Here is a 24,759-nt window from a genome sequence, read left to right on the forward strand (position 1 = left end):
TCATGCTGTCCTACCCCACTGACAATGGTGCCGCGGCTGAGCAACTGCCACCCGTGCTGTGTCACGACGTTGGGTCGGCATCACGGGCGGATGCTCAGGACGGAACTGGCCGCGTACTTCCTCGACCATCCGGGCGGTCGACGTCGAGCTCCCCTGGGGCGGACCGGAGCCTGACCGGGAGAAGCAGAGCTTCCCGCCCGTCCTCACGACGACGTACGGCAACGCCATCCGTACCAACATCTTCAATGGCGAGGCCTGGAAGCCGGCCCTCGCCGCGGCCGGAGTCATTCCCGTACGGGAGAAGGGCGCGCGGTGGAAGGCTTCACGCAAGGACGGCTTCCACGTGCTCCGGCACACCTACGCCTCGGTCCTCCTCGAAGCGGGCGAGTCCATCGTCACGCTCGCCCGGTGGCTCGGTCACTCAAGTTCGACCATCACCCTCGACCACTATGCCCACTTCATGCCGGAGGCCGGCGGCAAGGGCCGCGCGGCCATCGACGCACTGCTCGGCACGCTGCCCGAGTACGTACCTGAGGGCCTCGTTTCCTCTCACGGCAGCATCTGAGAGCCCGTACCAACAGCGGTCGCCTGCGCCCGGCAATGTTCCAACCCCGCCGTCACCTCTGCCAGGTCTGGGCCGTCCTCGGCGTCTTCGTCCAAGTCGCTGACGGGATCGAAGGGCTGGTCCATCCTCGAGACCTCGCAGTGACGTCCGTGGAGGCTCCGGACGATGACGTCCAGGTCGGTGACGATGTCACGGCCGTCGCCACCCAGGTCGATCGAGAAGGACGCCGGTTGTCCCTCGCCCTACGGACCGCAGGTCTCCCTGACTTCCGATGCCCCAGGCTGGTGAAGGGCATGGCCCTGTTTTCAACCCGGGGAACCTATGCGGTCACAACACTAGCGAACGTGACCATTCTGAGAGCCAACACCCGTACGAGAGTGGGGCCGATATAGGGTTCGGGGGGTCCGGGTGCCAGGACTCCACAGCGAGGGCGCCGCCGCCTCCTTCACTGGGGTCCCTCGTGCAGTTCGAAGTCCTTCCTCACGGCCAAGGCCCTGAGGAAGCCGGGATGAAGACTCGCGTCGTTCTTGTGCCCGACGCAGGGGACGACTTCCACTACCGGACGACCTTCGATCTTTGGCTATTCTCTCCCGGCGGGCGTCGGCGTGGACGCATCCCCAAGTACATCGGCAAAGTGAAGATCGCCTGCGCAGGCCAGCAGCCAGGCCTCAGCCCACTGCCACAGGGCGAGTTCAACATCCTTAACACACCAGGCGGCCCCCGCTGGTTCTCCCTGGGAGATCTGAAGTATTACGACGAGCTTCGTACCTACGTCAGCGACTTCGCTCGCGAGAGGATCCTTAACGTTCTAGGCGACATCGCCCACGGCCAGCGATCCTTTGATACAGCGATGGGCGAGCCGGTCACGGAGAAGTCACTCCTCCGGGGCGTAGAGGTACAAACGGTCGTGACTCAATACCGGCGGGTTGCCAAGGGAGGCGCCCCGCTCACGAACTACAGCTTCCGGTATACGTCTCCCCCGCGGGCCGCCGGTGATGAGGAAGCACGGCAGACCCTCACGTTCGAAGTCGACCCGGCCTCCAACCCGGCCAGCAACATTCACATCCTCATCGGGCGGAACGGTGCCGGAAAGACCACGCTGCTACGGAACATTGCGGATGCAGTGACCCGTCCGGGGCTGGCTCCGGCTGTGGACGGCGTCATCGAGCACCTAGACGTTGCTGGCACTGTGGGGGGCGCGCAGTTCGTTAACGAGGTATCGGTCACCTTCAGTGCATTCGATTCTTTCCCTGCTGCAGACGGCCATGGTGTTCCCCAGATTCCCTCCGAATACGTGGGTCTGGCGGCCCAAAATGACTCCGACCGGCGTAAGTCCCCAGACGAACTGGCGGAAGAGTTCGAGCTCTCCACTCTGGAGATCGAGGCGACGGGTAGGTGGCGGGATTGGGTCACGGCTCTTGAGCATCTCAGTGCCGACCCGCATTTCGCTCGTTCCCGCATCCACGACTACGCAGGCCACCCTCCCCACAGTCGGCTGACCCCAAAAGACCGTAGGGTTCCCGGTTACGCCAAGGAGATCTTCTCCGAGTTGAGCTCGGGACACGCGATCGTCCTGCTCACGATCACCAAGCTCGTGGAGCTCGTGGCTGAGCAGTCCCTCGTCTTGTTCGACGAACCCGAGGCCCATCTTCACCCACCGTTGCTGTCGGCGTTCGTCCGCGCTCTGTCGAACCTTCTCGCCCATCGCAACGGTGTTGCCATTCTTGCCACGCACTCACCTGTGGTCCTGCAGGAAGTACCCCGGTCGTGCGTGTGGAAGATCAACCGACCCGGCGGTCGACCTCGCCGCCCACGCATCGAGACCTTCGGAGAAAATGTCGGAGTCCTCACTCACGAGATCTTCGGACTGGAGGTACGCGAGTCCGGTTTCCATGCGGAGATCGAGAAGGCCGTCCAAGAGATGGCATCCTACGAAGAAGTTCTCGCTCACTTTGGTGGCCAGCTTGGGGGGGAAGCCAAGGGGCTTGTGAGGATCCTCCTCGCCGACAAGGCAGCGGGCGAAGGCCGCTGATGTGGCCTCTAGACCTACCCCGGCACCTCCCCGGCCGCAGTTACGAGACCTGTATCTCACGTACACGCGAAATGGGGACCGAGAGGCGGCGTACTCGGCTGAACGACGCCGCAAGTGCGATAGAGAAGGCTGCTCGCAGCTTCCGGAGAGCCGCCGCCTCACAAGACCTGCACCAACTTAAGGAAGACGACTTCAAGGTGCCTGGCGTATCCGACAGGAACGCCATCGACTGGATCTACAAGAACGGAATGGTCGACAAAAGAAGTCCAGGTCGGGCGATCTACGACGACCTCATGGACGCCGCAGAGGACGAGCGGTGTCCCTTGTGCGGTTGGGGCAGAGTCAGTCAGCTCGACCACTTTGTGCCCAAGAGCTCGTTCCCAGCCCTCTGCGTTGATCCGCTGAACCTCATACCGGCGTGCGGCGAATGCAACCGGACCAAGGGCGAATACTGGTCCGCCGACGTTTCCGGGACGCTGCTGCACCCCTATCTTGACCGCGTCGACGGCGACCAATGGCTGGACGCCCGGGTGATTCACGAGGCCCCTCTGCGGCTGGCGTTCTTCGTAACCGTACCCCCGACTTGGGGCGATGTCCTCGCGGCCCGAGTCCACCATCACTTCAACCGCTTTGGCCTGGCCAAGCTGTATGCCTCCCAAGCCAACCGGACCCTGAGGAACATCCAGCAGTCCCTTGAGGGGCAGTTGCGAGCTGGTGGCGGGGCCATGGTCCGTGCATACCTGCTGGACGCAGCCGCCAGTCGGCTGGCCGTCGAGTACAACGGGTGGGAAGGCGTCACCTACCGGACCCTGGCAGCGGACGATGCCTTCTGCCGCGGCGCCTTCCTGCGCTGACGACGACACCTCATGATGTGGATGCTGGCGACCAGTTGCCGTTACCCTCCGCAACCGCGTGCCGTCGAAGGTCGTCGGTGGGCCGGGCGGGCCGGCCCCAAGGTGCGGGGGAGTGCCCGCCATGGGTGGCCTGCGGATTCTCCCCAGACTCTCCCCAGGGGCCCTGCGAGCCACTCTTAGGATTTCGCAGAAGCTAAGTTGATTAATGGTGCTGCTGTGCTGTCTACAGCCAGTCGCGCTTCTTGAAGATGACGTAGAGGCTGACGCAGACCACCGCCATGAGGAGGATCGCGAAGGGGTAGCCGCCTGCCCACTTCAGTTCCGGCATGTCCTCGAAGTTCATGCCGTAGATCGTGCCGACCAGGGTCGGGGCGAAGAGGATGGCGGCCCAGGCGGAGATTTTTTTGATTTCCTCGTTCTGTTCGAAGCCGGCCTCGGCCAGGGCGCGCATTTCGGCGTTCTGTTGTTGGGAGACCAGGGTGGCGTTGACCGTCAGGATTTCGGTGAGGGCCTGGCGGAAGCCGTCGACGCGTTCGCTCGTGTGGGTTACGTGGTCCGCCACGTCGCGGAGGTAGCGCTGGAGTTCCTCGTCCGTGCCGTACTTCGCGAAGCCCGCCATCAGGCCGTGGAGCATGCCGACCAGGGGGCGCGTCGCGCGTTGGAACTCGACCATTTCGCGGGAGAGTTCGTAGATGCGGCGGGAGACCGACGGGTCCCCGCGGAAGACCTCCGTCTCGATCTCGTCGATGTCGGTCTGGACGCCCTCGACGACCGGGGCGTAACCGTCCACCACCGCGTCGAGGATGGCGTACAGGGCGGCTTCCGGGCCCAGGGAGAGGAGCTCCGGGTTGGCCTCCATGCGGCGGCGGACCGCCGAGAGGTCCGGGGCGCCGCCGTGGCGGACCGTGATCAGGAAGTCCGGGCCGACGAAGATGTGCAGTTCGGCGAAGTCGACCTCCTCCTGGGCGTCGAGGTAGCGGGCGGCCCGCAGGACGACGAAGAGGGTGTCGCCGTAGCGTTCCAGCTTGGGGCGCTGGTGGGCTTCCAGGGCGTCCTCGACCGCGAGCTGATGGAGGTTGAACTCGCCAGCCAAGGAATGGAGTTCGGGCTCCGTGGGCCGGTGGAGTCCGATCCAGGCCATCCCGTCGGGTTCCTCGCGCAGCTGCCGGAAGGTGTCGGCCAGGGTGGCGGGGGAGGCGATCCGGCGGCCGTCGCGGTAGACGGCCGAGTCGATCACGCTGCGGTGGTTCGGGGGAGCGGCGGCCGTCGGGGCCGGCTGCGGGGCCGCGGTCGGCGGTCCCGCCGGAGGTGCGGCCGGCGGTGGGGAGGCGGGGCGGCGCCAGCCCGCCCGCTTCGCGGCGGACGGCGAGGGGCGGCGGTCGCGGTCTGGGCGCTCCGGCATCGCAGGTCAGCTCCCGGTCGAACGTCTGTTTACGGGCAAGGGGCAGGATATAGGGGGAAAACGGCGCCCCATGGAAAGGGGTCTGCTTTTTGGCCGCCTCCGGCTTCGGCGTGGAGTTGCTCGTTGCGGACAGATGCTGTCCGCAAGGGGGGTTAGCGTGCTGTCATGGCTTCCAGGACGACACACCCCGTACTCGGCACCCGCGCTCTGAACCGTGCCACGCTCGCCCGCCAATTGCTGCTGAGCCGCGCCGAGATGTCCGCCCAGGACGCCGTCGAGCACCTCCTCGGACTCCAGGCGCAGAACGTGAAGCCGCCCTACTTCCAGCTGCACGCCCGGCTCGCCGGCTTCCGGCCCGACGAGCTGGCCGGGCTCATGGAATCCCGCGCAGTGGTCCGGATGGTCACCATGCGGTCGACGATCCACACGCACACCGCCCACGACGCCCTGACGCTCAGGCCCCTCGTCCAGCCGGCCCGCGACCGGGAGGTCAACTACTTCCGCAAGGGCCTGGCCGGAGTGGACCTGGACCGGCTCGCCGAGCGTGCCCGCGCCTTCGTCGAGAACGAGCCGCGCACCATGGGCGAGCTCCGTGAGGAACTGCTCCGCGAATGGCCCGACGCCGACCCGCAGTCGCTGTCCGTCGCCGCACGCTGCCGGCTGCCGCTGGTCCAGGTCACACCCCGCGGGGTGTGGGGGCGCAGCGGCCAGGTCCGCCTCACCACCCTGGACAACTGGCTCGGGAAGAGCGCCGATGCCGAAGCGGCGACGGCCCGGCCCGTGGACGAAGTCGTACGGCGCTACCTCGCCGCCTTCGGCCCCGCCTCCGTCAAGGACATGCAGACCTGGGCCGGACTGACCCGGCTGCGCGAGGCCTTCGAGCGACTGCGCCCCGGCCTGGCCGTGTTCCAGGACGAGAACGGCGTGGAGCTCTTCGACCTCCCCGACGCCCCCCGCCCCGACGCGGACACCCCGGCGCCGCCCCGCTTCCTCCCCGAGTTCGACAACCTGCTGCTCTCCCACGCCGACCGCACCCGCGTGGTCGCCCCCGAGATCAAGGGGCGCTCGTGGACCGGCAATCAGGCCCACTGCACCCTGCTCGTCGACGGGTTCCTCGCCGGCCTGTGGAAACTGGAGGGGCAGGAGCTCACCGTCGAGCTGTTCGGCCGGGTGCCGAAGACGGCGAAGGACGAGATCGTCGCCGAGGGGGAGAAGATGATCGCCGCCATGGGCGACCCGGCCGCCCGGAGCGACCCGTCCGTGCGCTTCGGGCCGATCAACCCCTGACACCCGCCCCGCGCACCCGCCGGGCGCCCGACCACCGTCAACTCACGGCTGACGCCGCACTGGTGATCCGTACGCCGAACGCGGCACGATGCCTGTCATGACGACCGACAGCACGCAGAACAGCGCCACCGCCCAGTTCCTGGCCGCGCGGGACTTCCTGCTGGAGCGCCGCGGTGACTACGAGGCCGCCCACGCCGGATTCACCTGGCCCCGCCCCCACCGCTTCAACTGGGCGCTGGACTGGTTCGACCACATCGCCGCCGGGAACGACGCCGACGCCCTGCGCATCGTCGAGGAGGACGGCACCAGCCGGAGCCTCACCTTCGCGGAGCTCGCCGTACGGTCCGGCGCGGCCGCCAACTGGCTGCGCGAGCAGGGTGTCGGGCCCGGCGACCGGATCCTCGTCATGCTCGGCAACCAGCGCGAGCTGTGGGAGGTGATGCTCGGCGCGATGAAGCTCCGCGCCGTCGTCATCCCCGCCACCCCCCTGCTCGGCCCGGCCGACCTGCGCGACCGGGTCGAGCGCGGCCAGGTGCGCCACGTCATCGCGCGCACCGAGGACACGGCCAAGTTCGACGAGGTGCCGGGCGACTACACGCGGATCGCCGCGGGCGACCGGGTCCCCGTCGGGTGGCTGCGGCTGGCGGACACGGAGGGTGCCGACGGCGATTTCACGCCGCACGGCGAGACCCTCGCCACCGACCCGCTGATGCTCTACTTCACCTCCGGCACCACCGACCGCCCCAAGCTCGTCGAGCACACGCACGCCTCGTACCCCATCGGTCACCTCTCCACCATGTACTGGCTCGGGCTGCGCCCCGGTGACGTGCACCTCAACATCGCCTCGCCCGGCTGGGCCAAGCACGCCTGGTCCAATCTCTTCGCCCCGTGGAACGCCGGCGCCACCGTCTTCGTCCACAACTACACGCGCTTCGACGCCGAGCGACTGATGGCCGAGATGGACCGGCACGGCGTGACCACCTTCTGCGCCCCGCCCACCGTGTGGCGGATGCTGATCCAGTCCGACCTCACCAGGCTGGCGAAGCCCCCGCGCGAGGCCGTCGCCGCCGGGGAACCGCTCAATCCGGAGGTCATCGAGAAGGTCCGCGCGGCCTGGGGGGTGACCATCCGCGACGGCTTCGGCCAGACCGAGACCACCCTGCAGGTCGGGAACTTCCCCGGGGTGCCCGTCAAGCCCGGATCCATGGGCCGCCCGGCGCCCGGTTACGAGATCGTGCTCCTGGACCCGGTCACCGGCAAGGAGTCCTCCGACGAGGGCGAGCTCTGCGTGGACCTGCGCACCCGGCCCGCCGGGGTGACGACCGGCTACCGCGACGATCCGGGGCGCACCGCCGAGGCCATGGCGGACGGGCTCTACCGCACCGGCGACATCGCCGCGCGCGACGCCGACGGCTACCTCACCTACGTCGGCCGCTCCGACGACGTCTTCAAGGCCTCGGACTACAAGATCAGCCCGTTCGAGCTGGAGAGCGCCCTGCTGGAGCACGAGGCGGTGGCCGAGGCGGCCGTCGTGCCGGCCCCGGACGAGCTGCGGCTGGCGGTCCCGAAGGCGTACGTCACCCTTGCGGGCGGCTGGGAGCCCGGGCCGGAGACGGCCCGGGTGCTGTTCGCGCACTGCCGCGCGGTGCTGTCCCCGTACAAGAGGATCCGCCGCATCGAGTTCGGCGAGCTCCCGAAGACCGTGTCCGGCAAGATCCGCCGGGTGGAGCTGCGGGAGCTCACCGCGGCCGGGTCGGCGGGAGAGTACGACGAGGCCGACCTCGGCTGAGCGCGACGGGCGCGAGCGCCAGCGCCTGCGCGAGCAGGGGTGCCGGCGCCAGCGCCTACGCCAGCGCCTACGCGGGCGCCAGCGCCTACGCGGGCAGGTTCGCCTCGATCGCGGCGATGACCTCGGGGGCCTCGGGCTCGGTGCGGGGGCGGAAGCGCGCCACGACCTCGCCGGCCGGGGAGATCAGGAACTTCTCGAAGTTCCACTGGATGTCCCCGGCCTCGCCGTCCGCGTCCGGGGTCTTCACCAGCTCCTGGTAGAGCGGGTGCCGGTTCTCGCCGTTGACCTCGGACTTCTCCAGGATCGGGAAGGTGACGCCGAAGCCGGCCGCGCAGAAGGTCTGGATGTCCTCGGCGTTGCCGGGCTCCTGCTCGCCGAACTGGTTGCAGGGCACGCCGATGACCGTGAAGCCCTTCTCCTCGTACGTGAACTGCAGGCGGGCCAGTCCCGAGTACTGCGGGGTGAGCCCGCACTGCGAGGCGGTGTTCACCAGGAGGATCGCCTTGCCCTTGTGGGCGGCGAGGCTGGTGGGCTCGTCGGACAGGGTGGTCAGCGGGATGTCGTACAGGCTCATCGGGCTCTCCTGGGCAGGAAGTAGGCAATGCCTACGAGCTTAGGGGGTAGCCCGCCGGGCGCGCCGATCATGGCGGATCCCGTCCGCTGCCCGCCCGCCGCCTACGCGTCCGGGCCGACCAGCGCGTCCGCCGGGTCGTTGACCGGCTGCGGCATGCCCGTCAGGTCCATGACGAACAGTGGTATCCCGAGGTCGTCCGCCCGCGCCCGGGCGTCCTTCGTGTACCCGGCCAGGGAGAAGTAGACGCTGGTCGCGGACGCGGTCAGGCCGTTCAGCCAGACGCACTCCACCGCCCGCAGTCCGGCCGGCGCGGTGGTCGGGTCCACCTGCGCCACCAGGCCCGGAGCCCGCAGGTCCACGGCCGCCGAGGGGATCGGGCGCCCGTCGGGCTGCCGTACGTCCCGGAAACCGAGCCAGCGCAGGTACAGCGCGGCCGTGGCCACCGCGTCGCGGGCCGTACGGATGGTCACCGGCCGGAAGGCGGGCCGCGGCACCGGTGCGGCCGGCGGAGGCGGGATGTGCGCCGGGCGCCCGCCCGTGGGCCCTGGCCCGGCGGCGCCGGGGTCCGGCCGGTCCGAGCCCGGGGCCGCACCGCTCGGGCCCGCAGTGGTCCCGGGCCCCGCAGTGATGCCCGTACCCGCGGCAGTGCCCGTACCCGCGACCCCCGCACCCGCGCCGCTCCCGTTGTCCGCCCGCTCCAGCGGGTGCACCGGAATCAGGACCACCGTCCCGCACGATCCGCAGCCCAGCTCCGGATGCGGCCACTCGCTCTCCCGTCGGCAGGCCGTGCAGCGCACCGTCACCCAGGTCTCCGACCAGGTGCGGTGCGTCAGCGGAACCGGTGGCGCCGCCAGATCCAGCGGGGGATGGACCGGGCTTCCGCACGCGCAGGGGAAGACCGGAGCGGTGTAGCCGTTCTCGCGCAGGCACGCCGGGCAGCGCACCGGTACCGCTTCCGCCATGAGACCTGGACCCCCTCCGTCGCTGTCCGTAGGTCCATGCTCCACCACCGGCGACCGTCGGGGGGAGGGTGCACGCCATTTCCGGGGGATTCCCGCCGGCGGATCAGTGATTTGTACAAGTCGGCGACCGACTTGCGGCTTTTGGTGGCTTCCGGGGTCCCCTGCCGCCTTGACGTCGAAGGACCCGCCGCTTAGCTTGTTCCGTATAGCAGAACAAAACTTCCGGATTACGGAAAAGCCTGACCGCCAGACCCGCAGGAGAACTCGATGCCTCGTATGACAGCCGCCGCCGCTGCAGTGGAGATCCTCAAGCTCGAGGGTGTCGAACAAGCGTTCGGTGTCCCCGGTGCTGCGATCAACCCGTTCTACCGCGAGCTCAAGAACGTGGGCGGCATCGCGCACACCCTCGCCCGCCACGTCGAGGGCGCTTCGCACATGGCCGAGGGCTACACGCGTGCCAAGGCGGGCAACATCGGTGTCTGCATCGGTACTTCGGGCCCGGCCGGCACCGACATGATCACCGGCCTGTACTCGGCGATCGCGGACTCGATCCCGATCCTGTGCATCACCGGTCAGGCCCCGGTCTCGAAGCTCCACAAGGAGGACTTCCAGGCCGTCGACATCGCCTCGATCGCCAAGCCCGTCACCAAGAAGGCCACGACCGTCCTGGAGGCCGCGCAGGTCCCGGGCGTGTTCCAGGAGGCCTTCCACCTGATGCGCTCCGGCCGTCCGGGCCCGGTCCTGATCGACCTCCCGATCGACGTCCAGCTGACCGAGATCGAGTTCGACCCGGAGACCTACTCCCCGCTGCCGGTCTACAAGCCGCAGGCCACCCGCGCCCAGGCCGCAAAGGCCCTGCAGTTCCTGCTCGAGTCGGAGCGCCCGCTGATCGTCGCCGGTGGCGGCATCATCAACGCCGACGCCTCCGACCTGCTGGTCGAGTTCGCCGAGCTGGTGAACGTCCCCGTCATCTCCACCCTGATGGGCTGGGGCACCATCCCGGACGACCACGAGCTGGCCGCCGGCATGGTCGGTGTGCAGACCGCGCACCGCTACGGCAACGCGACGTTCCTGGAGTCGGACTTCGTCTTCGGCATCGGCAACCGCTGGGCCAACCGTCACACCGGTTACAACCTGGACGCCTACACCAAGGGCCGCAAGTTCGTCCACGTCGACATCGAGCCCACCCAGCTCGGCAAGATCTTCGCCCCGGACTTCGGCATCGCCTCCGACGCCAAGGCCGCGCTGGAGCTCTTCATCGAGATCGCCAAGGAGCTCAAGGCCGAGGGCAAGCTGCCGGACTTCTCCGCCTGGACCGCCTCGGCGCAGGACCGCAAGGCGACCCTGCAGCGCCGTACGCACTTCGACAACATCCCCCTGAAGCCGCAGCGCGTCTACGAGGAGATGAACAAGGCGTTCGGTCCCGAGACCCGCTACGTCACCACCATCGGCCTCTCCCAGATCGCGGCCGCGCAGTTCCTGCACGTCTACCGCCCGCGCAACTGGATCAACTGCGGCCAGGCCGGCCCGCTCGGCTGGACCATCCCGGCCGCCATCGGTGCCGCCACCGCGGAGCCCGAGACCCCGATCGTCGCGCTGTCCGGCGACTACGACTTCCAGTTCATGATCGAGGAGCTGGCGGTCGCCGCCCAGCACAAGGTCCCCTACGTCCACGTCCTCGTGAACAACGCCTACCTGGGTCTGATCCGTCAGGCGCAGGGCGGCCTGGGCATCAACTTCGAGGTCAACCTCGAGTTCGAGAACATCAACACCCCCGAGCTGGGCGTCTACGGCGTCGACCACGTCAAGGTCGCCGAGGGCCTGGGCGTCAAGGCCATCCGCGTCACCGACCCGGACAAGCTGGGCGAGGCCTTCGAGGAGGCCAAGAAGCTGGCCCAGGAGTTCCAGGTCCCGGTCGTCGTCGAGGCCATCCTGGAGCGCATCACCAACATCGCGATGAGCAAGACGGTCGACATGAGCGACGTCACCGAGTTCGAAGAGCTCGCGACCGAGCCGGGCCACGCCCCGACCGCGATCAAGGCCCTGCAGGTCTGATCCCCCCCCCCCGCACCACCCGGCGGCCCCCGTCCCTCCTTCCGGAGGGCGGGGGCCGTCCGCGCGCTCCGCGAACGCCCTGCGGGGCCCTCAGGGAGCCTGCGGGATCCGGGCAGGTACGGGTACGGGTACGGGTACGGCGGTCAGCGCCGTGGCGCCGTCGGCCGCGGCGACGACGAACTCCACCGACCCGGCCGGCTCCGGCGCGTGCGCCGACACGTCGATGACCTCGTACGCCGTCGCGAACGGCGTATGCCGCAACTCGTCGGACGTGAGGAGGGTGCCGCCTCCGTCGACGGGCCCGCCGGCGATGTCCTCGGCGACCTCGGCGACCAGCCCGGCGCGGACCACGGCCGGATCCGGTACGTATACGTAGCGGCCCGCGGGCCGCACGGAGGGCTCGGGCAGGCCGCGCGCGGTGAGCGAGGCACCGGCGGGCAGCACGGTGGCCCTGCGCACGGTGACCGGTTCGGGCTTGCGGTACAGGCCGAACCACAGGACCAGCTCCTGCACCTCGCCGTCGTACGAGATCCACTCGGCCTCGTCGGCCCGCCCGAGGTCCGGTACGGCCCCGGGTACGAGGCCGGGCGCGAGCCGGATCCAGCCGAGGCCGGTCGTGCGCACCTGCTCCAGGGCCCAGGACAGCGGCGGATCGTACGACTCGGGGTCGTGGCCCCCGTCCGGCCCCGGAGGCCGCATCAGGTCGATGAAGTCGGCCTCGCCCCGACCGCCGAACGCGGCGATGTCCTCGCAGGCGGCGATGAGCGACGGGTCGCTCCTGCCGTTCAGGGCCTGTTCGTTGGCCACGGCCATCGCGGCGGTCAGCGGGTCGGGGTCGACGGCCAGGGCGTAGTACTCCCGGCCCAGTACGAGGGCGTCGGCTCCGCTGCCCAGGAACATCGGCTCGACCAGCACCACACCCATCTCGCGCACGCGGTCCAGCTTGTACTCGGTCACGGCCAGGTGGGAGGACAGCTCGACCATGTCCGGGGTGAAGTACATGCGGGAGGCGTACGTCCCGAACTTGGCGGCCGCGAGCCCTCGCAGCCGGACCTGCTCCTCGGCCGCCGCCACCAGTGCGGGACCACTCCGCCGCAGGGTGGCCGTCGCCGCGGAGTCCGGTTCTCCGCCCGGGCCGGCTTCCCCCAGGGCCGCCAGGAGGCTCTGCCCCTCATCCGACAGCAGGGCGCGGAACACCTGAAGATCCATCCGGCCATTCAACCAGCTGCCGCCGGCCCGCAGGGCGCGTCCGTTCGGGGCTTCGCCGCGTGCGTCGGCGCTCACCCGCCGGGGCGGAGCGGCCAGGCGCAGCACACTGGACGCCCGCTGGTAGGGACGGCCGCGGGTAGGGACGGCCGCGGGTAGGGGCACCCGCTGGTAGGGACGCTTGCTGGTAGGGGCCGCCGCACACGACAAAGCGCCGGGTCACGGGACCGTCCGTGACTCGGCGCTCTGGTTTGTTACCGCCCGACGGTGCGAGGCTGGCGCGACAGGACGTTCGCACCGCCGGGCGGAGTGTGTGGGGAGGTGGGTACCTCCGCGTGCAGGGGGCTCTGTGCGTAGCCCCTGTACGAAGAGGGTTGGCTGGGACCGTGGCGGGCGGGCGACGAGAACTCCGGCGTCGTCTCCCTCAGGTCAAGAGACGGGCCTCGGAACCCATTACCACCGCACTGGCTCGCACGCTCGCCACGGTCCTCGTCCTGCCCTCACCGTGTACCACCCCTCATCCGGGTCCACGGGTCGGGCTGAGCACCCGGGGCCTGACCTCCCGTCAGGCCCCCGGTACATCTGGGTGGCTCAGGCGTCGCGCAGGGCGCGGACGGCCTCCTCGACGCGCTTGCCGTAGTCGGCGTCGGCGGCGTGGAAGTGAGCCAGGTTCTTCTCGATGACGTCTTCCAGGGTGACCTGAGACAGACCGCCGGCGATGTTCGCCACCAGACGCTGCTTCTCGGCCTCCGACATCAGGCGGTAGAGCTCACCGGCCTGGAAGAAGTCGTCGTCCTTGGTGTGGGCCGGGGCCTCGTGGGTGCCCGTGTAGCCGGAGACGGCCTTCGGGGCGCCCAGTGCCAGACTGGTCTCGGCCGGACCCTGGTACGAGTTGGGCTCGTAGTTCTTGTCGTGGCGCGAGCCGTTGCGCAGCGCCATGACGCCGTCGCGGCCGTAGTTGTCGGCCTTCGTCGCCTTGGGGGCGTTGACCGGCAGCACGGTGTGGTTCACACCGAGGCGGTAGCGCTGGGCGTCGGCGTAGGCGAAGAGACGGCCCTGGAGCATCTTGTCCGGCGAGGCGGTGATGCCCGGGACGAAGTTGTTCGGGGAGAAGGCGGACTGCTCGACCTCGGCGAAGACGTTGTCCGGGTTGCGGTCGAGGACCAGACGGCCCACGCGCTGCAGCGGGTAGTCGCTGTGCGGCCACACCTTGGTGAGGTCGAACGGGTTGAAGCGGTAGTCCGCGGCCTCGGCGGCGGGCATGATCTGCACGTACAGGGTCCACGAGGGGTTCACACCGCGCTCGATGGCCTGCAGCAGGTCGGTCTGGTGCGAGTTCGCGTCCTTGCCGACGAGCTCGGCGGCCTGCTCGCCCGAGAGGCTGCGGATGCCCTGGTTCGTCTTGAAGTGGTACTTGACGAAGAAGGCCTCGCCCTGCTCGTTCGTCCACTGGTACGTGTGGGAGCCGTAGCCGTTCATGTGACGGTACGACGCCGGGATACCGCGGTCACCCATGAGCCAGGTGATCTGGTGCGTCGCCTCGGGGGCGTGCGCCCAGAAGTCCCAGACGTTGTCCGGCTCCTGCTTGCCCGTGAAGGGGTCGCGCTTCTGGGAGTGGATGAAGTCGGGGAACTTGATCGGGTCCTTGATGAAGAACACCGGGGTGTTGTTGCCGACGAGGTCGTAGTTGCCCTCTTCGGTGTAGAACTTGAGCGCGAAGCCGCGCGGGTCGCGGACCGCGTCCGCGCCGCCGAGCGAGTCGGCGACGGTGGAGAACCGCAGGAAGGTCTCGGTCTTCTTGCCGACCGTGTTCAGGAACGCGGCGCTGGTGTAGGCGGTGACGTCGTCGGTCACCTCGAAGTAGCCGTACGCCGCCGAGCCGCGGGCGTGCACCACGCGCTCCGGGATGCGCTCACGGTTGAAGCGGGCGAGCTTCTCCAGGAGCTGCTGGTCCTGGACCAGGAGCGGGCCACCGACGCCGGCGGTGGCGGAGTTCTGATTGTCGGCGACCGGGGCGCCGGACTCGGTCGTCAGCGTGCGCTTCGACATGGTGACCTTCCGTACGGGGTAACTGCTGACGGAAAGCGTCTTCCGTCATGCGGAACAGCCTAAATTCGGCGAGAACTAAACGTCAACAGTTTGTTGAACGAAGTTGAAGGTGAGTGGAAATCCGGACGGCACCGGCACTTGGGCGCGACAGGACAGGTGTCAGCACCGGCGCCGTCCGGAGACTCAGGTCCCCCGGGTGAGGGGGAGGGCTCAGATCTGAGCGCCGGAGAGGCGCTCGACGGCACGGAGCAGGGCCGAGTGGTCCAGGCCGCCGTCACCCTGGGCGCGCAGCGAGGCGACCAGCTGGGCGACGACAGCGCCGACGGGCAGGGCTGCGCCGACGTTGCGGGCGGCGTCGGTGACGATGCCCATGTCCTTGTGGTGCAGGTCGATCCGGAAACCGGGCTTGAAGTCGCGGTTCAGGAAGTTGTCCTTCTTGCGGGTCAGGACCGTGGAGCCGGCCAGACCGCCGTTGAGGACGTCCAGGGCGGCCTGCAGGTTCACGCCGGACTTCTCGAGGAAGACGACGGCCTCGGCGCACGCCTGGATGTTCACCGCGACGATGAGCTGGTTGGCGGCCTTCACCGTCTGGCCGGAGCCGTGCGGACCGCACAGGACGATGACCTTGCCGAGGGCCTCGAGGACCGGCAGGGCCTCGTCGAAGTCGGCCTGCTCGCCACCCACCATGATCGACAGGACGGCCTCGATGGCGCCGGCCTCGCCACCGGACACCGGGGCGTCGATGACGCGGATGCCCTTGGCGGCGGCGTTCTTCGCCAGGTCGACCGAGGTCTGCGGGGTGATCGACGACATGTCGATGATCAGCGCGCCGGACTTCGCGTTCTCCAGGATGCCGTTCTCACCGTAGGAGATGGCCTCGACCTGCGGGGAGGCGGGCACCATCGTGATGATGATGTCGGCGTCCTTGACGGCCTCGGCGATCGAGCCGGCCGCGGAGCCGCCGGCGGCGGCCAGACGCTCCAGCTTGTCCTGCTCCAGGGTGAAGCCGGTGACCGAGTAGCCGGCCTTCAGGAGGTTCTCGGCCATGGGCGAGCCCATGATTCCGAGGCCGATCCACGCGATCTTGGGGAGGTTGCTCATGATGAGGGTCCTTCTCTTAATGCTTCGTACGAAAAGCGCGGGGGGTGCCTGGCTGATCGCCTGGACTTTGTCCGCCTACTTCGCGGCGCGGGCCTCGGCCGGCAGCCATGCGAAGGAAGCGGCAGCGTCGGCGGCCTTGTACTCCAGGCCTACGTAGCCCTCGTATCCGGCCTTCTTCAGCTGGTCGAGCAGCTCCTCGAGGGGCAGCTCGCCGGTGCCGGGGGCACCTCGTCCGGGCTTGTCCGCGATCTGGACGTGCCCGGTCTTGGCGGCGTACTTTTCGATGACCTCGCCGAGGTCCTCATCGTTCATCGCCAGGTGGTACAGGTCGAGCAGGAACTTGGCGTTCCCGAGGCCGGTGGCCTCGTTCACCTTGTCCACTACCTCGATGCCGGCCGGGGCGCTCACCAGCGGGTAGAGCGGCGACTCGGGCTTGTTGAGGGTCTCGATCAGGAGGATCGCGCCGACGCGGTCCGCGGCGCGGGCCGCCACGACCAGGTTCTCCAGCGCGAGCTCGTCCTGAACGGCCGGGTCCACGCCTTCGACGCGGTTGCCGTAGAGGGCGTTCAGCGCCTTGCAGCCGACCGAGGCCGCGAAGTCCGCGGCCACGTTGATGTTGGCGTTGAAGCGCTCCGACTCCGCACCGGGAACCGAGACCGCGCCGCGGTCCGGGCCCGGCAGCTGGCCGGCGTAGAAGTTCAGGCCCACCAGCTGGGTGCCGGCGTCCTCAAGAGCCTTCTTGAGGGCGTCCAGCTCCTCCTGTGCGGGGGTGGGGGTCTCGATCCAGGGCCACCACAGCTCGACCGCCGTGAAGCCCGCCGCGGCGGCAGCCGCGGGGCGCTCCAGGAGCGGGAGTTCCGTGAAGAGGATCGACAGGTTTACATCGAAGCGCTGGTCCGTGTATCCCATGAGGGGTGTGCGCTCCTTCCGTATTGCGGAAGTTATTTTCTGTCTGATGGAAGATTGCATGGGCCTCCGCGCGGATGTCAAGTGCGGACTCCCGAAAAATCCCCCTGCCGGTCGCCCGGCCGCCGCCCCTCGTGGGGGCGCTCCGCCGTGGGGGCGCTGTCGCGCCGCCCCTTCCTGCCCGGGTAGCTTGACGGCGTGCGATTGAGAGTGGAGTTCACGACCGAGCCCTTCGATCTGGAAGAGGCTCCTGCCCACGCCGTGGCGGCCCGCGAGGTCATCCAGAAGGCCCAGCTGGACGCGGTGGACGTCGGCCCGTTCGGCAACACCGCCGAGGGTGAGGCCGACCGGGTGCTGGCCGCGGTGGGCGCGCTGCTGCGCGACTCCCTGGAGGCCGGCGCAACGCGCGTCTCGCTCCAGGTCAACGTGATCGGGGAGGACGTCTCATGACCGAGCCCCGCGACCACCCCTTCGTCACCGCGGTCAAGCCGCTCGTGGACGCCATGGGCGGCGAGCTGATGGACCCGTCCCTGGCGCAGCCCGACGACGTCGTGCTCGCCTGGGAGGGCCGGGACCTGCTGGCCGTGCGCCTGCCGCAGCTCTCGGACTCGCTGGATCACATCCTGGCGGCCCTGGAGCGCCGGTACGGCGTACCGTTGGCGCAGCTCGACCGGAAGTCCAAGCAGGACGTCGTACGGATACTGGAGGCGCGGGGCGCCTTCTCCGTGCGGCACGGCGTGGAAACGGTCGCGGGCGCGCTGGGCGTGAGCCGCTTCACCGTCTACAACTACCTGAACAGGGACTCGGCCACCCCGAAGGGCGCCGACAAGGGCGCCGACAAGGGCGCCGGCAAGGGCGTCGGCGAGCCGGCCGGCGGCGCGGTCGACGCCGCCGACGGCGAGGCCACCGGCAAGGGCGGCAGGGGTGGTCGGACCACCCGGGAGTGAACGAACTCTGACTCAGCGTGACGAGCCGCCGCCCAATTCACCCGGGCGGCGGCTTTTGTGTACGGGAAGTTTCAACAAAGTGTTGACGCCGTGTTGTGGAGGGCGTTAGCTATGCGCAGCCCGTCAAAGCAACAACAGGCCACGGAGGCCTACCGTGACTTCGAGTCCGACCCCGGGTCTCACCCGGTTCAACACCTTGGACGACAGCGCGGCCACGGCCGAGCTGCACGAGGTGTGCGCCAGTTCGGCGTGGGGGAGCAAGATGCTCGCCCAGCGCCCCTTCACCACCGCCGATTCCCTGTTCGCCGCGAACGAAGCCGCCATGGCGGAGCTCACCGCGGACGACCTGGGTGAAGCGATGGGAGGCCACGCGCCGATCGGCCGGCCGAAGCCGGGAGACCCGACCTCCGCCCGCGAGCAGCGTGGCATGGCCGGTGCCTCGGAGGAGCTCAAGACCGAGCTCCTCGAACTGAACCTGGCCTACCAGGACAAGTTCGGCCACGTCTTCCTCATCTGCGCCACCGGTGCGACCGGTGAGTTCATGCGTGACGCGGTCAAGGTCCGGATCGACAACTCGCCGGAGCAGGAGCGGGAGATCGCCCGCGGCGAGCTCGTCAAGATCAACAAGATCCGCCTCACCCGCCTCGTCGAACTCGCAGAAGGAGCGTGACCATGAGCACCGAGACCACCGCGTCGGTGTCCACGCACATCCTGGACACCAGCATCGGCAAGCCCGCCGAGGGCGTCGCCATCTCCCTGTCGGCCCGCACGGGCCTCGACGGTGAGTGGGCGGCCCTGGGCGGCTCCGCCACCGATGCGGACGGGCGCTGCAAGGACCTGCCGGCGCTGCCGGAGGGCACCACTCACGTGCGTCTCGATTTCGAGACCGAGACGTACTTCTCCAAGAAGCAAGCCGAGGCGCAGCAGGACGCCCCCCGCGTAAGGGACAGCGGTGCGTTCTTCCCCGAGGTCACCATCACGTTTGCGGTGAACCCGGGCGAGCATTACCACGTACCGCTGCTGCTCAACCCGTTCGGCTACTCCGTTTACCGAGGGAGCTAGCATGGCCACGATTCTGGGCCAGAACCAGTACGGCAAAGCAGAGAACCGCGTCGTCAAGATCACGCGGGACGGCGACACGCACCACATCAAGGACCTGAACGTCTCGGTCGCCCTCTCCGGCGACATGGACGACGTCCACTACTCCGGCTCGAACGCCAACGTCCTGCCGACGGACACCACCAAGAACACGGTGTACGCGTTCGCCAAGGAGTACGGCATCGAGTCCGCCGAGCAGTTCGGCATCCACCTGGCGCGCTGGTTCGTGAACAGCCAGGAGCCGATCCAGAAGGCGCGCATCCGGATCGAGGAGTACTCCTGGTCCCGGATCGCCACCTCGGACGCCAACTCCAAGTTCATCGGCTCCGACGAGGTGAACCACTCCTTCGTCCGTGAGGGCATGGAGACCCGCGTCACCCAGATCACGTACGACGGCAAGAACTGGGAGGTCATCTCCGGCCTCAAGGACCTCGTCGTCATGAACTCCACGAACTCCGAGTTCTGGGGTTACGTGAAGGACAAGTACACGACGCTGAAGGAGGCCTACGACCGCATCCTGGCCACCCAGGTGTCGGCTCGCTGGCGCTTCAACTGGTCGGACGACGAGCAGCGGATGCCCAACTGGGAGAAGTCCTACGCCGAGACCCGCAAGCACATGCTGCAGGCCTTCGCGGAGACCTACTCCCTGTCGCTGCAGCAGACCCTGTACCAGATGGGTTCGCGCATCATCAACCACCGTTCGGAGATCGACGAGGTCCGCTTCTCGCTCCCGAACAAGCACCACTTCCTCGTCGACCTGGAGCCCTTCGGCCTCAAGAACGACAACGAGGTGTACTTCGCCGCGGACCGTCCCTACGGTCTGATCGAGGCCACTGTGCTCCGGGACGGTGTGGACGCCCGCATCCCCGTGGACATGACCAACCTCTGATCACGGCACGCGCGTCCCGGGGCTCCGCAGTGGCCCCGGGACCGCGCGACACTCTCCAGCTTCCTGAATCGGCACCCGGACGTATCACGCGGGGCGGCAGTACTGTCAGCTGTCAAGGCCCCCGGCTCCGGCACTCAAATTCCCGGGCCTTGCCGTGCCCCCACCGCCACTGAAAGCACGAGGAAGTCCCATGGCAGCATCGGCAGCCCTTGACAGCGCGGTCGAGCGCATCGTCATCGAGAACTGTGCGATCGCGACCGTCGACACGAACGACACCGAGTACGCCTCGGGTCACGTGGTAATCGCCGGCAACAGGATCGAGTTCATCGGCGCGGGCAAGGCCCCCGAGAACCTCGAGAACGTGGTTCGCCGCATCGACGGCACCGGGCACCTCGTGACCCCCGGCCTGGTCAACACGCACCACCACTTCTACCAGTGGATCACGCGTGGTCTGGCCACCGACCACAACCTCTTCAACTGGCTGGTCGCGCTGTACCCGACGTGGGCGCGCATCGACGAGCAGATGACGTACACGGCCGCGCAGGGCTCCCTCGCCGCGATGGCCAAGGGTGGCGTCACCACCGCGATGGACCACCACTACGTCTTCCCCAAGGGCTCCGGCGACCTCTCCGGCTCGATCATCCGCGCCGCCTCCGAGATGGGCGTCCGCTTCACCCTCGCCCGTGGCTCCATGGACCGCAGCGAGAAGGACGGCGGCCTGCCGCCGGACCACGCGGTGGAGACCCTCGAGGGTGCGCTCGCCGACACCGAGGCGACCGTCAAGAAGTTCCACGACGCCTCCTTCGACTCGATGACCCAGGTCGCCGTCGCCCCGTGCTCCCCCTTCTCGGTCTCCACCGAGCTGCTGAAGCAGGGCGCCGAGCTGGCCCGCCGGCTGGGCGTGCGCATGCACACGCACGGCTCCGAGACCGTCGAGGAAGAGCAGTTCTGCAAGGAACTGTTCGGCATGGGCCCGACCGACTACTTCGAGTCGACCGGCTGGCTCGGCGAGGACGTGTGGATGGCGCACAGCGTCCACATGAACGACTCCGACATCGCCGCGTTCGCCCGCACCAAGACCGGTGTCGCGCACTGCCCGTCCTCCAACGCCCGTCTGGCCGCCGGTATCGCCCGCGTCCCGGACATGCTCGCCGCCGGTGTCCCGGTCGGCCTCGGCGTGGACGGCACCGCCTCCAACGAGTCCGGTGAGCTGCACACCGAGCTGCGCAACGCGCTGCTGATCAACCGTCTGAACCCGGTCCACCGCGAGCGAGCCCTGAACGCGCGCCAGGCCCTGCGCCTCGGTACGTACGGTGGTGCGCAGGTCCTCGGCCGCGCCGACAACATCGGTTCGCTGGAGGTCGGCAAGTGCGCCGACCTGGTGCTGTGGAACCTGAACACCTTCCTGCACTCCTCGATCGCCGACCCGGTCACCGCGCTGGTCTTCGGTGCGGCGGCTCCGGTCACCGCGTCGTTCGTCAACGGCAAGCAGATCGTCGAGAACAACCGCCTCCTCTTCGCCGACGAGGACGCCATCGCCGTGTCCACCCGGGAAGAGGCCCAGCGCCTCGCGCGGATCTCCGCGCAGGCCTGATCCCACGGAGTCCGGCCGGGGGGGACGGCCTCCGGCCGGCAGCCGCGGACCCGAGCGGGGTCCGTGGGCAGCCGTTCCCGGGACGCGCCTGAGGAAATCCGAAGGCGCCCCCGGGGGCGGTGACTCGTGACACCTGCCCTACGGCGTGCGCAGCGCGCCATTGCCGCGGCACCTCCAGCCTTCACTCCGGCTCCCCTTCCGGGTCCGGCCGGGGCCCAGGACTGGACCGCAGCGCGGAATCGATGATCGGGCGAATCGTTTCTGCACCCCTTGGGACAAGCATGCGCACCACCCACAACTGCATACAGGCTCGACTCGCACCGCTTTCGCACCACCTCCAAGACACCACGTCCCTGCCGACGTGTTCAACCGAACGGAGGAAGCCGTGGCCCAGGCGCCCAGGTTTCGCAAAGATGCAGTCGCAGTACCGGAGGAGAAGCATCCGGTCGACGAGACCCTGCCTCCCCTGAAAATGTTCACGAGCGGTCTCCAGCACGTGGCCGCCATGTACGCGGGTGTCGTGGCCCCGCCCATGATCGTCGGCCCGGCCGTCGGCCTCTCCGCCACCGAGACCGCCTTCCTGATGGGCGCCTCGCTCTTCACCGCCGGCCTCGCCACGCTCCTCCAGACCCTCGGGTTCTGGAAGATCGGCGCCAAACTCCCCTTCGTCAACGGCGTCTCCTTCGCCGGAGTGACCCCGATGATCGCCATCGGCAAGGGGGAGGGGGCGGGCGCCATCCCCATCATCTTCGGCGCGATCATCGTCGCCGGGGTCGTCGGCTTCTTCGCCGCCCCCTACTTCGGCAAGCTCGTCCGCTTCTTCCCGCCGGTCGTCACGGGCACGGTCATCACCCTCATCGGCGTCTCGCTCCTGCCGGTGGCCTTCAACTGGTCGCAGGGCGGCAACAGCACCGCCACCGACTACGGCTCCATGCGGAACATCGGCATGGCCGCCGCGACCCTGGTCATCGTCCTGCTGATGCGCAAGTTCCTGCGCGGCTTCCTCCAGCAGATATCCATCCTGCTCGGCCTGGTCGCGGGCACGCTCATCGCCCTGCCGCTCGGCATGACCAGCTTCGACGCCGTCAGGAACGCGTCGGTGATCGGCTTCCCGACCCCCTTCCACTTCGGCGCCCCGCAGTTCCAGGTCGCCGCCATCATCTCGATGTGCATCGTCATGCTGGTCTGCATGACCGAGTCCACCGCCGACATCCTGGCGCTGGGCAAGATCGTCGGCCGTCCGGCGGACGCGAAGACCATCGAGGGCGGCCTGCGCGCCGACACCCTCGGCAGCGCGATCAGCCCACTGTTCAACGGGTTCATGTGCAGCGCCTTCGCCCAGAACATCGGGCTGGTCGCCATGACCAAGGTGCGCAGCCGCTTCGTCGTCGCCGCGGGCGGCGGCATCCTCATCCTGCTGGGGCTGTGCCCGATGGCCGCCTCCGTCATCGGAGTCGTCCCGCTGCCGGTCCTCGGCGGTGCCGGCATCGTCCTCTTCGGCTCGGTCGCGGCCAGCGGCATCCAGACCCTGGCCGGGGCGGCCATGGAGAAGGGCGAGAACGCCCTGATCGTCGCCGCCTCCGTGGGCATCGGCCTGATCCCGATCGCCGCGCCGGAGTTCTACCACGCCTTCCCGAAGGACCTGCTGGTCGTACTCGACTCCGGCATCAGCACCGGCTGCGTGGTGGCGATCCTGCTGAACCTGGCCTTCAACCACCTCGGCGCCAGGAAGGGCGCGGCCTCGGGGGCCGCGGCGGACCCGGTACCGGTGCACTGACCCCCGGATCCTGCCCGGGCGAGCACGGCGGCGCGCACGCCACCCACTGCGGGTGTGGCGTGCGCGCCGCCGCGTGCGCTCCCGGGCGGGCAGCGAGGCCGGCCGATCCGGCAGGCCCCGTGGGTCAGCAGGTCAGCAGGTCAGCAGGTCAGCAGGTCAGCAGGTCAGCAGGTCGAATGGAAGAGGCCGGCGACCCGCTCGGTGGCGGCCAGCCGGTTGTAGACCTCCGCGGCCGCCGTCGTCTGCGCCACGTGCACCTCGACCCCGGCCGCCCGGAGCACCTCCAGCGTCTCGGGAACGACCCCCAGGCGCTCTTCCATGCCCTGGCTGAGCACCACGGCCGTCACCCCGAGACCGAGGAGCTCGCGCACCTCGGGCGGCGCGATGCCGGGATCGTGCCGCGTCCCGTGCTCGGACCAGTCCCAGGCGCGGCCACCGCCCGGGTAGAGCTTGAAGTCCTTGCCGGGCGCGAGCCCTTCGGCCTCGATCCGGCCCCACGAGACGTGCGTGATGCGCGGCGACCGCTCCGCCTGGGGGGCGGGCACCGGGGGAGCCCACAGCATCAAGTTGCTCATCAGCTCGGCCTGTTCGATCGCGTCGTCCAGGGCGTGGTGCGTGTGGCGGCGCCGCGACAGCAGGGCTCGCGGCATCCGGCCCTTCACGGCCGCCCGCAGCGGCACCCGCGCCTTCGTCGCGTAGAGGGTCTTCATGTCGAGGCAGCCGGAGTGGCCGAAGGGGCTGTCGCCGCCGAACCGGATCAAGTACCAGTACAGGAAGGTCCAGTCGAAGGAGGCGGGGTAGCCGCACATCACCGGCTGAGCCCCCGCGGACACCTGCCGTACCCAGGCGCGGAACTCGGCCATGGCCACCGCCGGGTCGGCGCCCTCCCGCACCAGCCGGTCGCGGTCCAGCCCGCTCACGGCCAGCGCCTCGGGCACGAACTCCTCGCTGATGGGACGCAATTCCCGGTAGAAGGTCTGCTGTTCCGGATCGGCGGCGGTGTACGAGGCGCCGTCCTGCCGGCCCGCGACCGAGGCTCCGAAGCTGATCATCGAATACGGTCCGGGAATGGGTCCGTCGGCCTCGATGTCGACGGATATGTAGAGGCTGGGACGTGCGCTGCGGGCTGCCATGTGCCCGAGCATGCCAGCACCCCGTGCGCCGATCACCCCGTTTTCCGGGGCGTCGGCCTGCGGAATCGCCGCCCGGCCGCCCCGGAGGGACCATGGGAAGCGGGGTGCCCCGGACCGGAGGAAGAGCCATGTTCGAAAACAGCAGGGCATTCAGCGGATTCGCGGTCGACGACCTGGACAGGGCCGCGGAGTTCTACGGCACGACCCTCGGCCTGAGCGTTTCGCGGGACGAGGGGATGGGCCTGCTGCGCCTGGACCTCGCTGGTGACACCACGGTCATGGTCTACCCGAAGGAGGACTACCGGCCCGCGACCTACACGATCTTGAACTTCCCCGTGGACGACGTGGAACGGGCCGTCGACGAGCTCACCGCCCGCGGTGTCGCGTTCGAGGGCTACGAGGGCTTCGAGGCCGACGCCAAGGGCATCGTGCACGGCGAGGACGGCATGCCCACCATCGCCTGGTTCAAGGACCCGGCGGGCAACATCCTGTCGGTTCTGACGGGCTCCGCCGGCTGACCCGCTGACCTGCCGGCTGAC

At 68.9% G+C, this 24,759-nt stretch carries 22 protein-coding genes and 1 pseudogene; 15 read left to right on the plus strand and 8 right to left on the minus strand.

Annotated elements, in window-relative coordinates; all coding sequences use genetic code 11:
- Positions 1-58 precede the first annotated feature (58 nt).
- From OG753_RS32455 to OG753_RS32470, 4 genes are all read left to right on the plus strand, one after another.
- Positions 59-565, plus strand: coding sequence for a tyrosine-type recombinase/integrase (locus tag OG753_RS32455; protein ID WP_405791129.1), 507 nt, complete (start codon positions 59-61; stop codon positions 563-565).
- Between the two features lie 35 nt (positions 566-600).
- Positions 601-957: a S1 RNA-binding domain-containing protein gene (locus OG753_RS32460; RefSeq protein WP_405791130.1), complete on the plus strand. Its 357-nt coding sequence runs from the start codon at positions 601-603 to the stop codon at positions 955-957.
- Between the two features lie 116 nt (positions 958-1,073).
- Complete coding sequence (locus tag OG753_RS32465) at positions 1,074-2,597, plus strand: AAA family ATPase (RefSeq protein ID WP_405791131.1); 1,524 nt, start codon at positions 1,074-1,076, stop codon at positions 2,595-2,597.
- A 197-nt stretch (positions 2,598-2,794) separates the two neighbouring features.
- Positions 2,795-3,451, plus strand: coding sequence for an HNH endonuclease (locus OG753_RS32470; protein WP_405791132.1), 657 nt, complete (start codon positions 2,795-2,797; stop codon positions 3,449-3,451).
- Between the two features lie 223 nt (positions 3,452-3,674).
- Here OG753_RS32470 and OG753_RS32475 read toward each other — a convergent pair whose 3' ends face one another.
- Entirely contained in the window at positions 3,675-4,853 is a 1,179-nt protein-coding gene (locus OG753_RS32475) for a magnesium and cobalt transport protein CorA (RefSeq protein WP_405791133.1), read from the minus strand.
- Between the two features lie 165 nt (positions 4,854-5,018).
- Between OG753_RS32475 and OG753_RS32480 the strand changes: the two genes are divergently transcribed.
- Both OG753_RS32480 and OG753_RS32485 read left to right on the plus strand, forming a co-directional pair.
- Entirely contained in the window at positions 5,019-6,140 is a 1,122-nt protein-coding gene (locus tag OG753_RS32480; RefSeq protein ID WP_405791134.1) for a winged helix DNA-binding domain-containing protein, read from the plus strand.
- A 97-nt stretch (positions 6,141-6,237) separates the two neighbouring features.
- A complete protein-coding gene (locus OG753_RS32485; RefSeq protein WP_405791135.1) occupies positions 6,238-7,929 on the plus strand; it encodes an AMP-binding protein in 1,692 nt (563 codons plus the stop codon).
- A gap of 85 nt (positions 7,930-8,014) precedes the next feature.
- Here the strand turns inward: OG753_RS32485 and OG753_RS32490 are convergent, their stop codons facing one another.
- Complete coding sequence (locus OG753_RS32490) at positions 8,015-8,503, minus strand: glutathione peroxidase (RefSeq protein WP_405791136.1); 489 nt, start codon at positions 8,501-8,503, stop codon at positions 8,015-8,017.
- A 101-nt stretch (positions 8,504-8,604) separates the two neighbouring features.
- Positions 8,605-9,465 carry a hypothetical protein gene (locus OG753_RS32495; RefSeq protein WP_405791137.1) on the minus strand — a complete coding sequence of 287 codons (861 nt, stop codon included), beginning with the start codon at positions 9,463-9,465 and terminating at the stop codon, positions 8,605-8,607.
- Between the two features lie 267 nt (positions 9,466-9,732).
- Here OG753_RS32495 and gcl point away from each other — a divergent pair, with 267 nt between their 5' ends.
- Positions 9,733-11,520, plus strand: coding sequence for a glyoxylate carboligase (gene gcl, locus OG753_RS32500; protein WP_033218096.1), 1,788 nt, complete (start codon positions 9,733-9,735; stop codon positions 11,518-11,520).
- Between the two features lie 90 nt (positions 11,521-11,610).
- Here the strand turns inward: gcl and OG753_RS32505 are convergent, their stop codons facing one another.
- From OG753_RS32505 to OG753_RS32520, 4 genes are all read right to left on the minus strand, one after another.
- The gene (locus OG753_RS32505) at positions 11,611-12,729 is read right to left on the minus strand and encodes an SAM-dependent methyltransferase (RefSeq protein ID WP_405791138.1); all 1,119 of its coding nucleotides are present in this window, start codon (positions 12,727-12,729) and stop codon (positions 11,611-11,613) included.
- 588 nt (positions 12,730-13,317) lie between these two features.
- Positions 13,318-14,775: a catalase gene (locus OG753_RS32510; protein WP_405791139.1), complete on the minus strand. Its 1,458-nt coding sequence runs from the start codon at positions 14,773-14,775 to the stop codon at positions 13,318-13,320.
- Positions 14,776-14,985: 210 nt separating this feature from the next.
- Positions 14,986-15,876, minus strand: coding sequence for a 2-hydroxy-3-oxopropionate reductase (locus OG753_RS32515; protein ID WP_405791140.1), 891 nt, complete (start codon positions 15,874-15,876; stop codon positions 14,986-14,988).
- A gap of 75 nt (positions 15,877-15,951) precedes the next feature.
- Positions 15,952-16,785 (minus strand): TIM barrel protein, encoded by an 834-nt coding sequence (locus tag OG753_RS32520; RefSeq protein ID WP_405791141.1) that lies wholly within the window; start codon positions 16,783-16,785, stop codon positions 15,952-15,954.
- 195 nt (positions 16,786-16,980) lie between these two features.
- On the opposite strand from OG753_RS32520, the gene OG753_RS32525 reads away from it, so the two are divergent.
- The 7 genes and pseudogenes from OG753_RS32525 to OG753_RS32555 all read left to right on the plus strand — a co-directional run bounded on the left by OG753_RS32525 (position 16,981) and on the right by OG753_RS32555 (position 23,087).
- Positions 16,981-17,232, plus strand: coding sequence for a thiamine-binding protein (locus tag OG753_RS32525; RefSeq protein ID WP_383193976.1), 252 nt, complete (start codon positions 16,981-16,983; stop codon positions 17,230-17,232).
- Positions 17,229-17,588 (plus strand): annotated as a pseudogene (locus OG753_RS32530) (helix-turn-helix domain-containing protein); the annotation flags it as partial. The gene OG753_RS32525 and the pseudogene OG753_RS32530, both read left to right, overlap by 4 nt.
- Before the next feature lie 295 nt (positions 17,589-17,883).
- Positions 17,884-18,399 (plus strand): 2-oxo-4-hydroxy-4-carboxy-5-ureidoimidazoline decarboxylase, encoded by a 516-nt coding sequence (gene uraD / locus OG753_RS32535; protein WP_401276138.1) that lies wholly within the window; start codon positions 17,884-17,886, stop codon positions 18,397-18,399.
- 2 nt (positions 18,400-18,401) lie between these two features.
- On the plus strand, positions 18,402-18,791 hold the full coding sequence (uraH, locus tag OG753_RS32540; protein WP_030715205.1) for a hydroxyisourate hydrolase: 390 nt from the start codon (positions 18,402-18,404) through the stop codon (positions 18,789-18,791).
- 1 nt (position 18,792) lies between these two features.
- Positions 18,793-19,716 carry a factor-independent urate hydroxylase gene (gene pucL, locus OG753_RS32545; protein ID WP_031149253.1) on the plus strand — a complete coding sequence of 308 codons (924 nt, stop codon included), beginning with the start codon at positions 18,793-18,795 and terminating at the stop codon, positions 19,714-19,716.
- A gap of 190 nt (positions 19,717-19,906) precedes the next feature.
- Complete coding sequence (locus OG753_RS32550) at positions 19,907-21,310, plus strand: 8-oxoguanine deaminase (protein WP_327265157.1); 1,404 nt, start codon at positions 19,907-19,909, stop codon at positions 21,308-21,310.
- Between the two features lie 385 nt (positions 21,311-21,695).
- Positions 21,696-23,087, plus strand: coding sequence for a nucleobase:cation symporter-2 family protein (locus tag OG753_RS32555; RefSeq protein ID WP_327266976.1), 1,392 nt, complete (start codon positions 21,696-21,698; stop codon positions 23,085-23,087).
- Positions 23,088-23,251: 164 nt separating this feature from the next.
- Here the strand turns inward: OG753_RS32555 and OG753_RS32560 are convergent, their stop codons facing one another.
- Complete coding sequence (locus tag OG753_RS32560) at positions 23,252-24,220, minus strand: MTH938/NDUFAF3 family protein (RefSeq protein WP_405791142.1); 969 nt, start codon at positions 24,218-24,220, stop codon at positions 23,252-23,254.
- Between the two features lie 128 nt (positions 24,221-24,348).
- On the opposite strand from OG753_RS32560, the gene OG753_RS32565 reads away from it, so the two are divergent.
- Positions 24,349-24,738, plus strand: a complete 390-nt coding sequence (locus OG753_RS32565) for a VOC family protein (protein WP_405791143.1) — start codon at positions 24,349-24,351, stop codon at positions 24,736-24,738.
- The last annotated feature ends 21 nt before the right edge of the window (positions 24,739-24,759 follow it).

This window comes from Streptomyces sp. NBC_00029, assembly GCF_045160505.1.
In the GTDB taxonomy this organism is placed as follows: domain Bacteria; phylum Actinomycetota; class Actinomycetes; order Streptomycetales; family Streptomycetaceae; genus Streptomyces.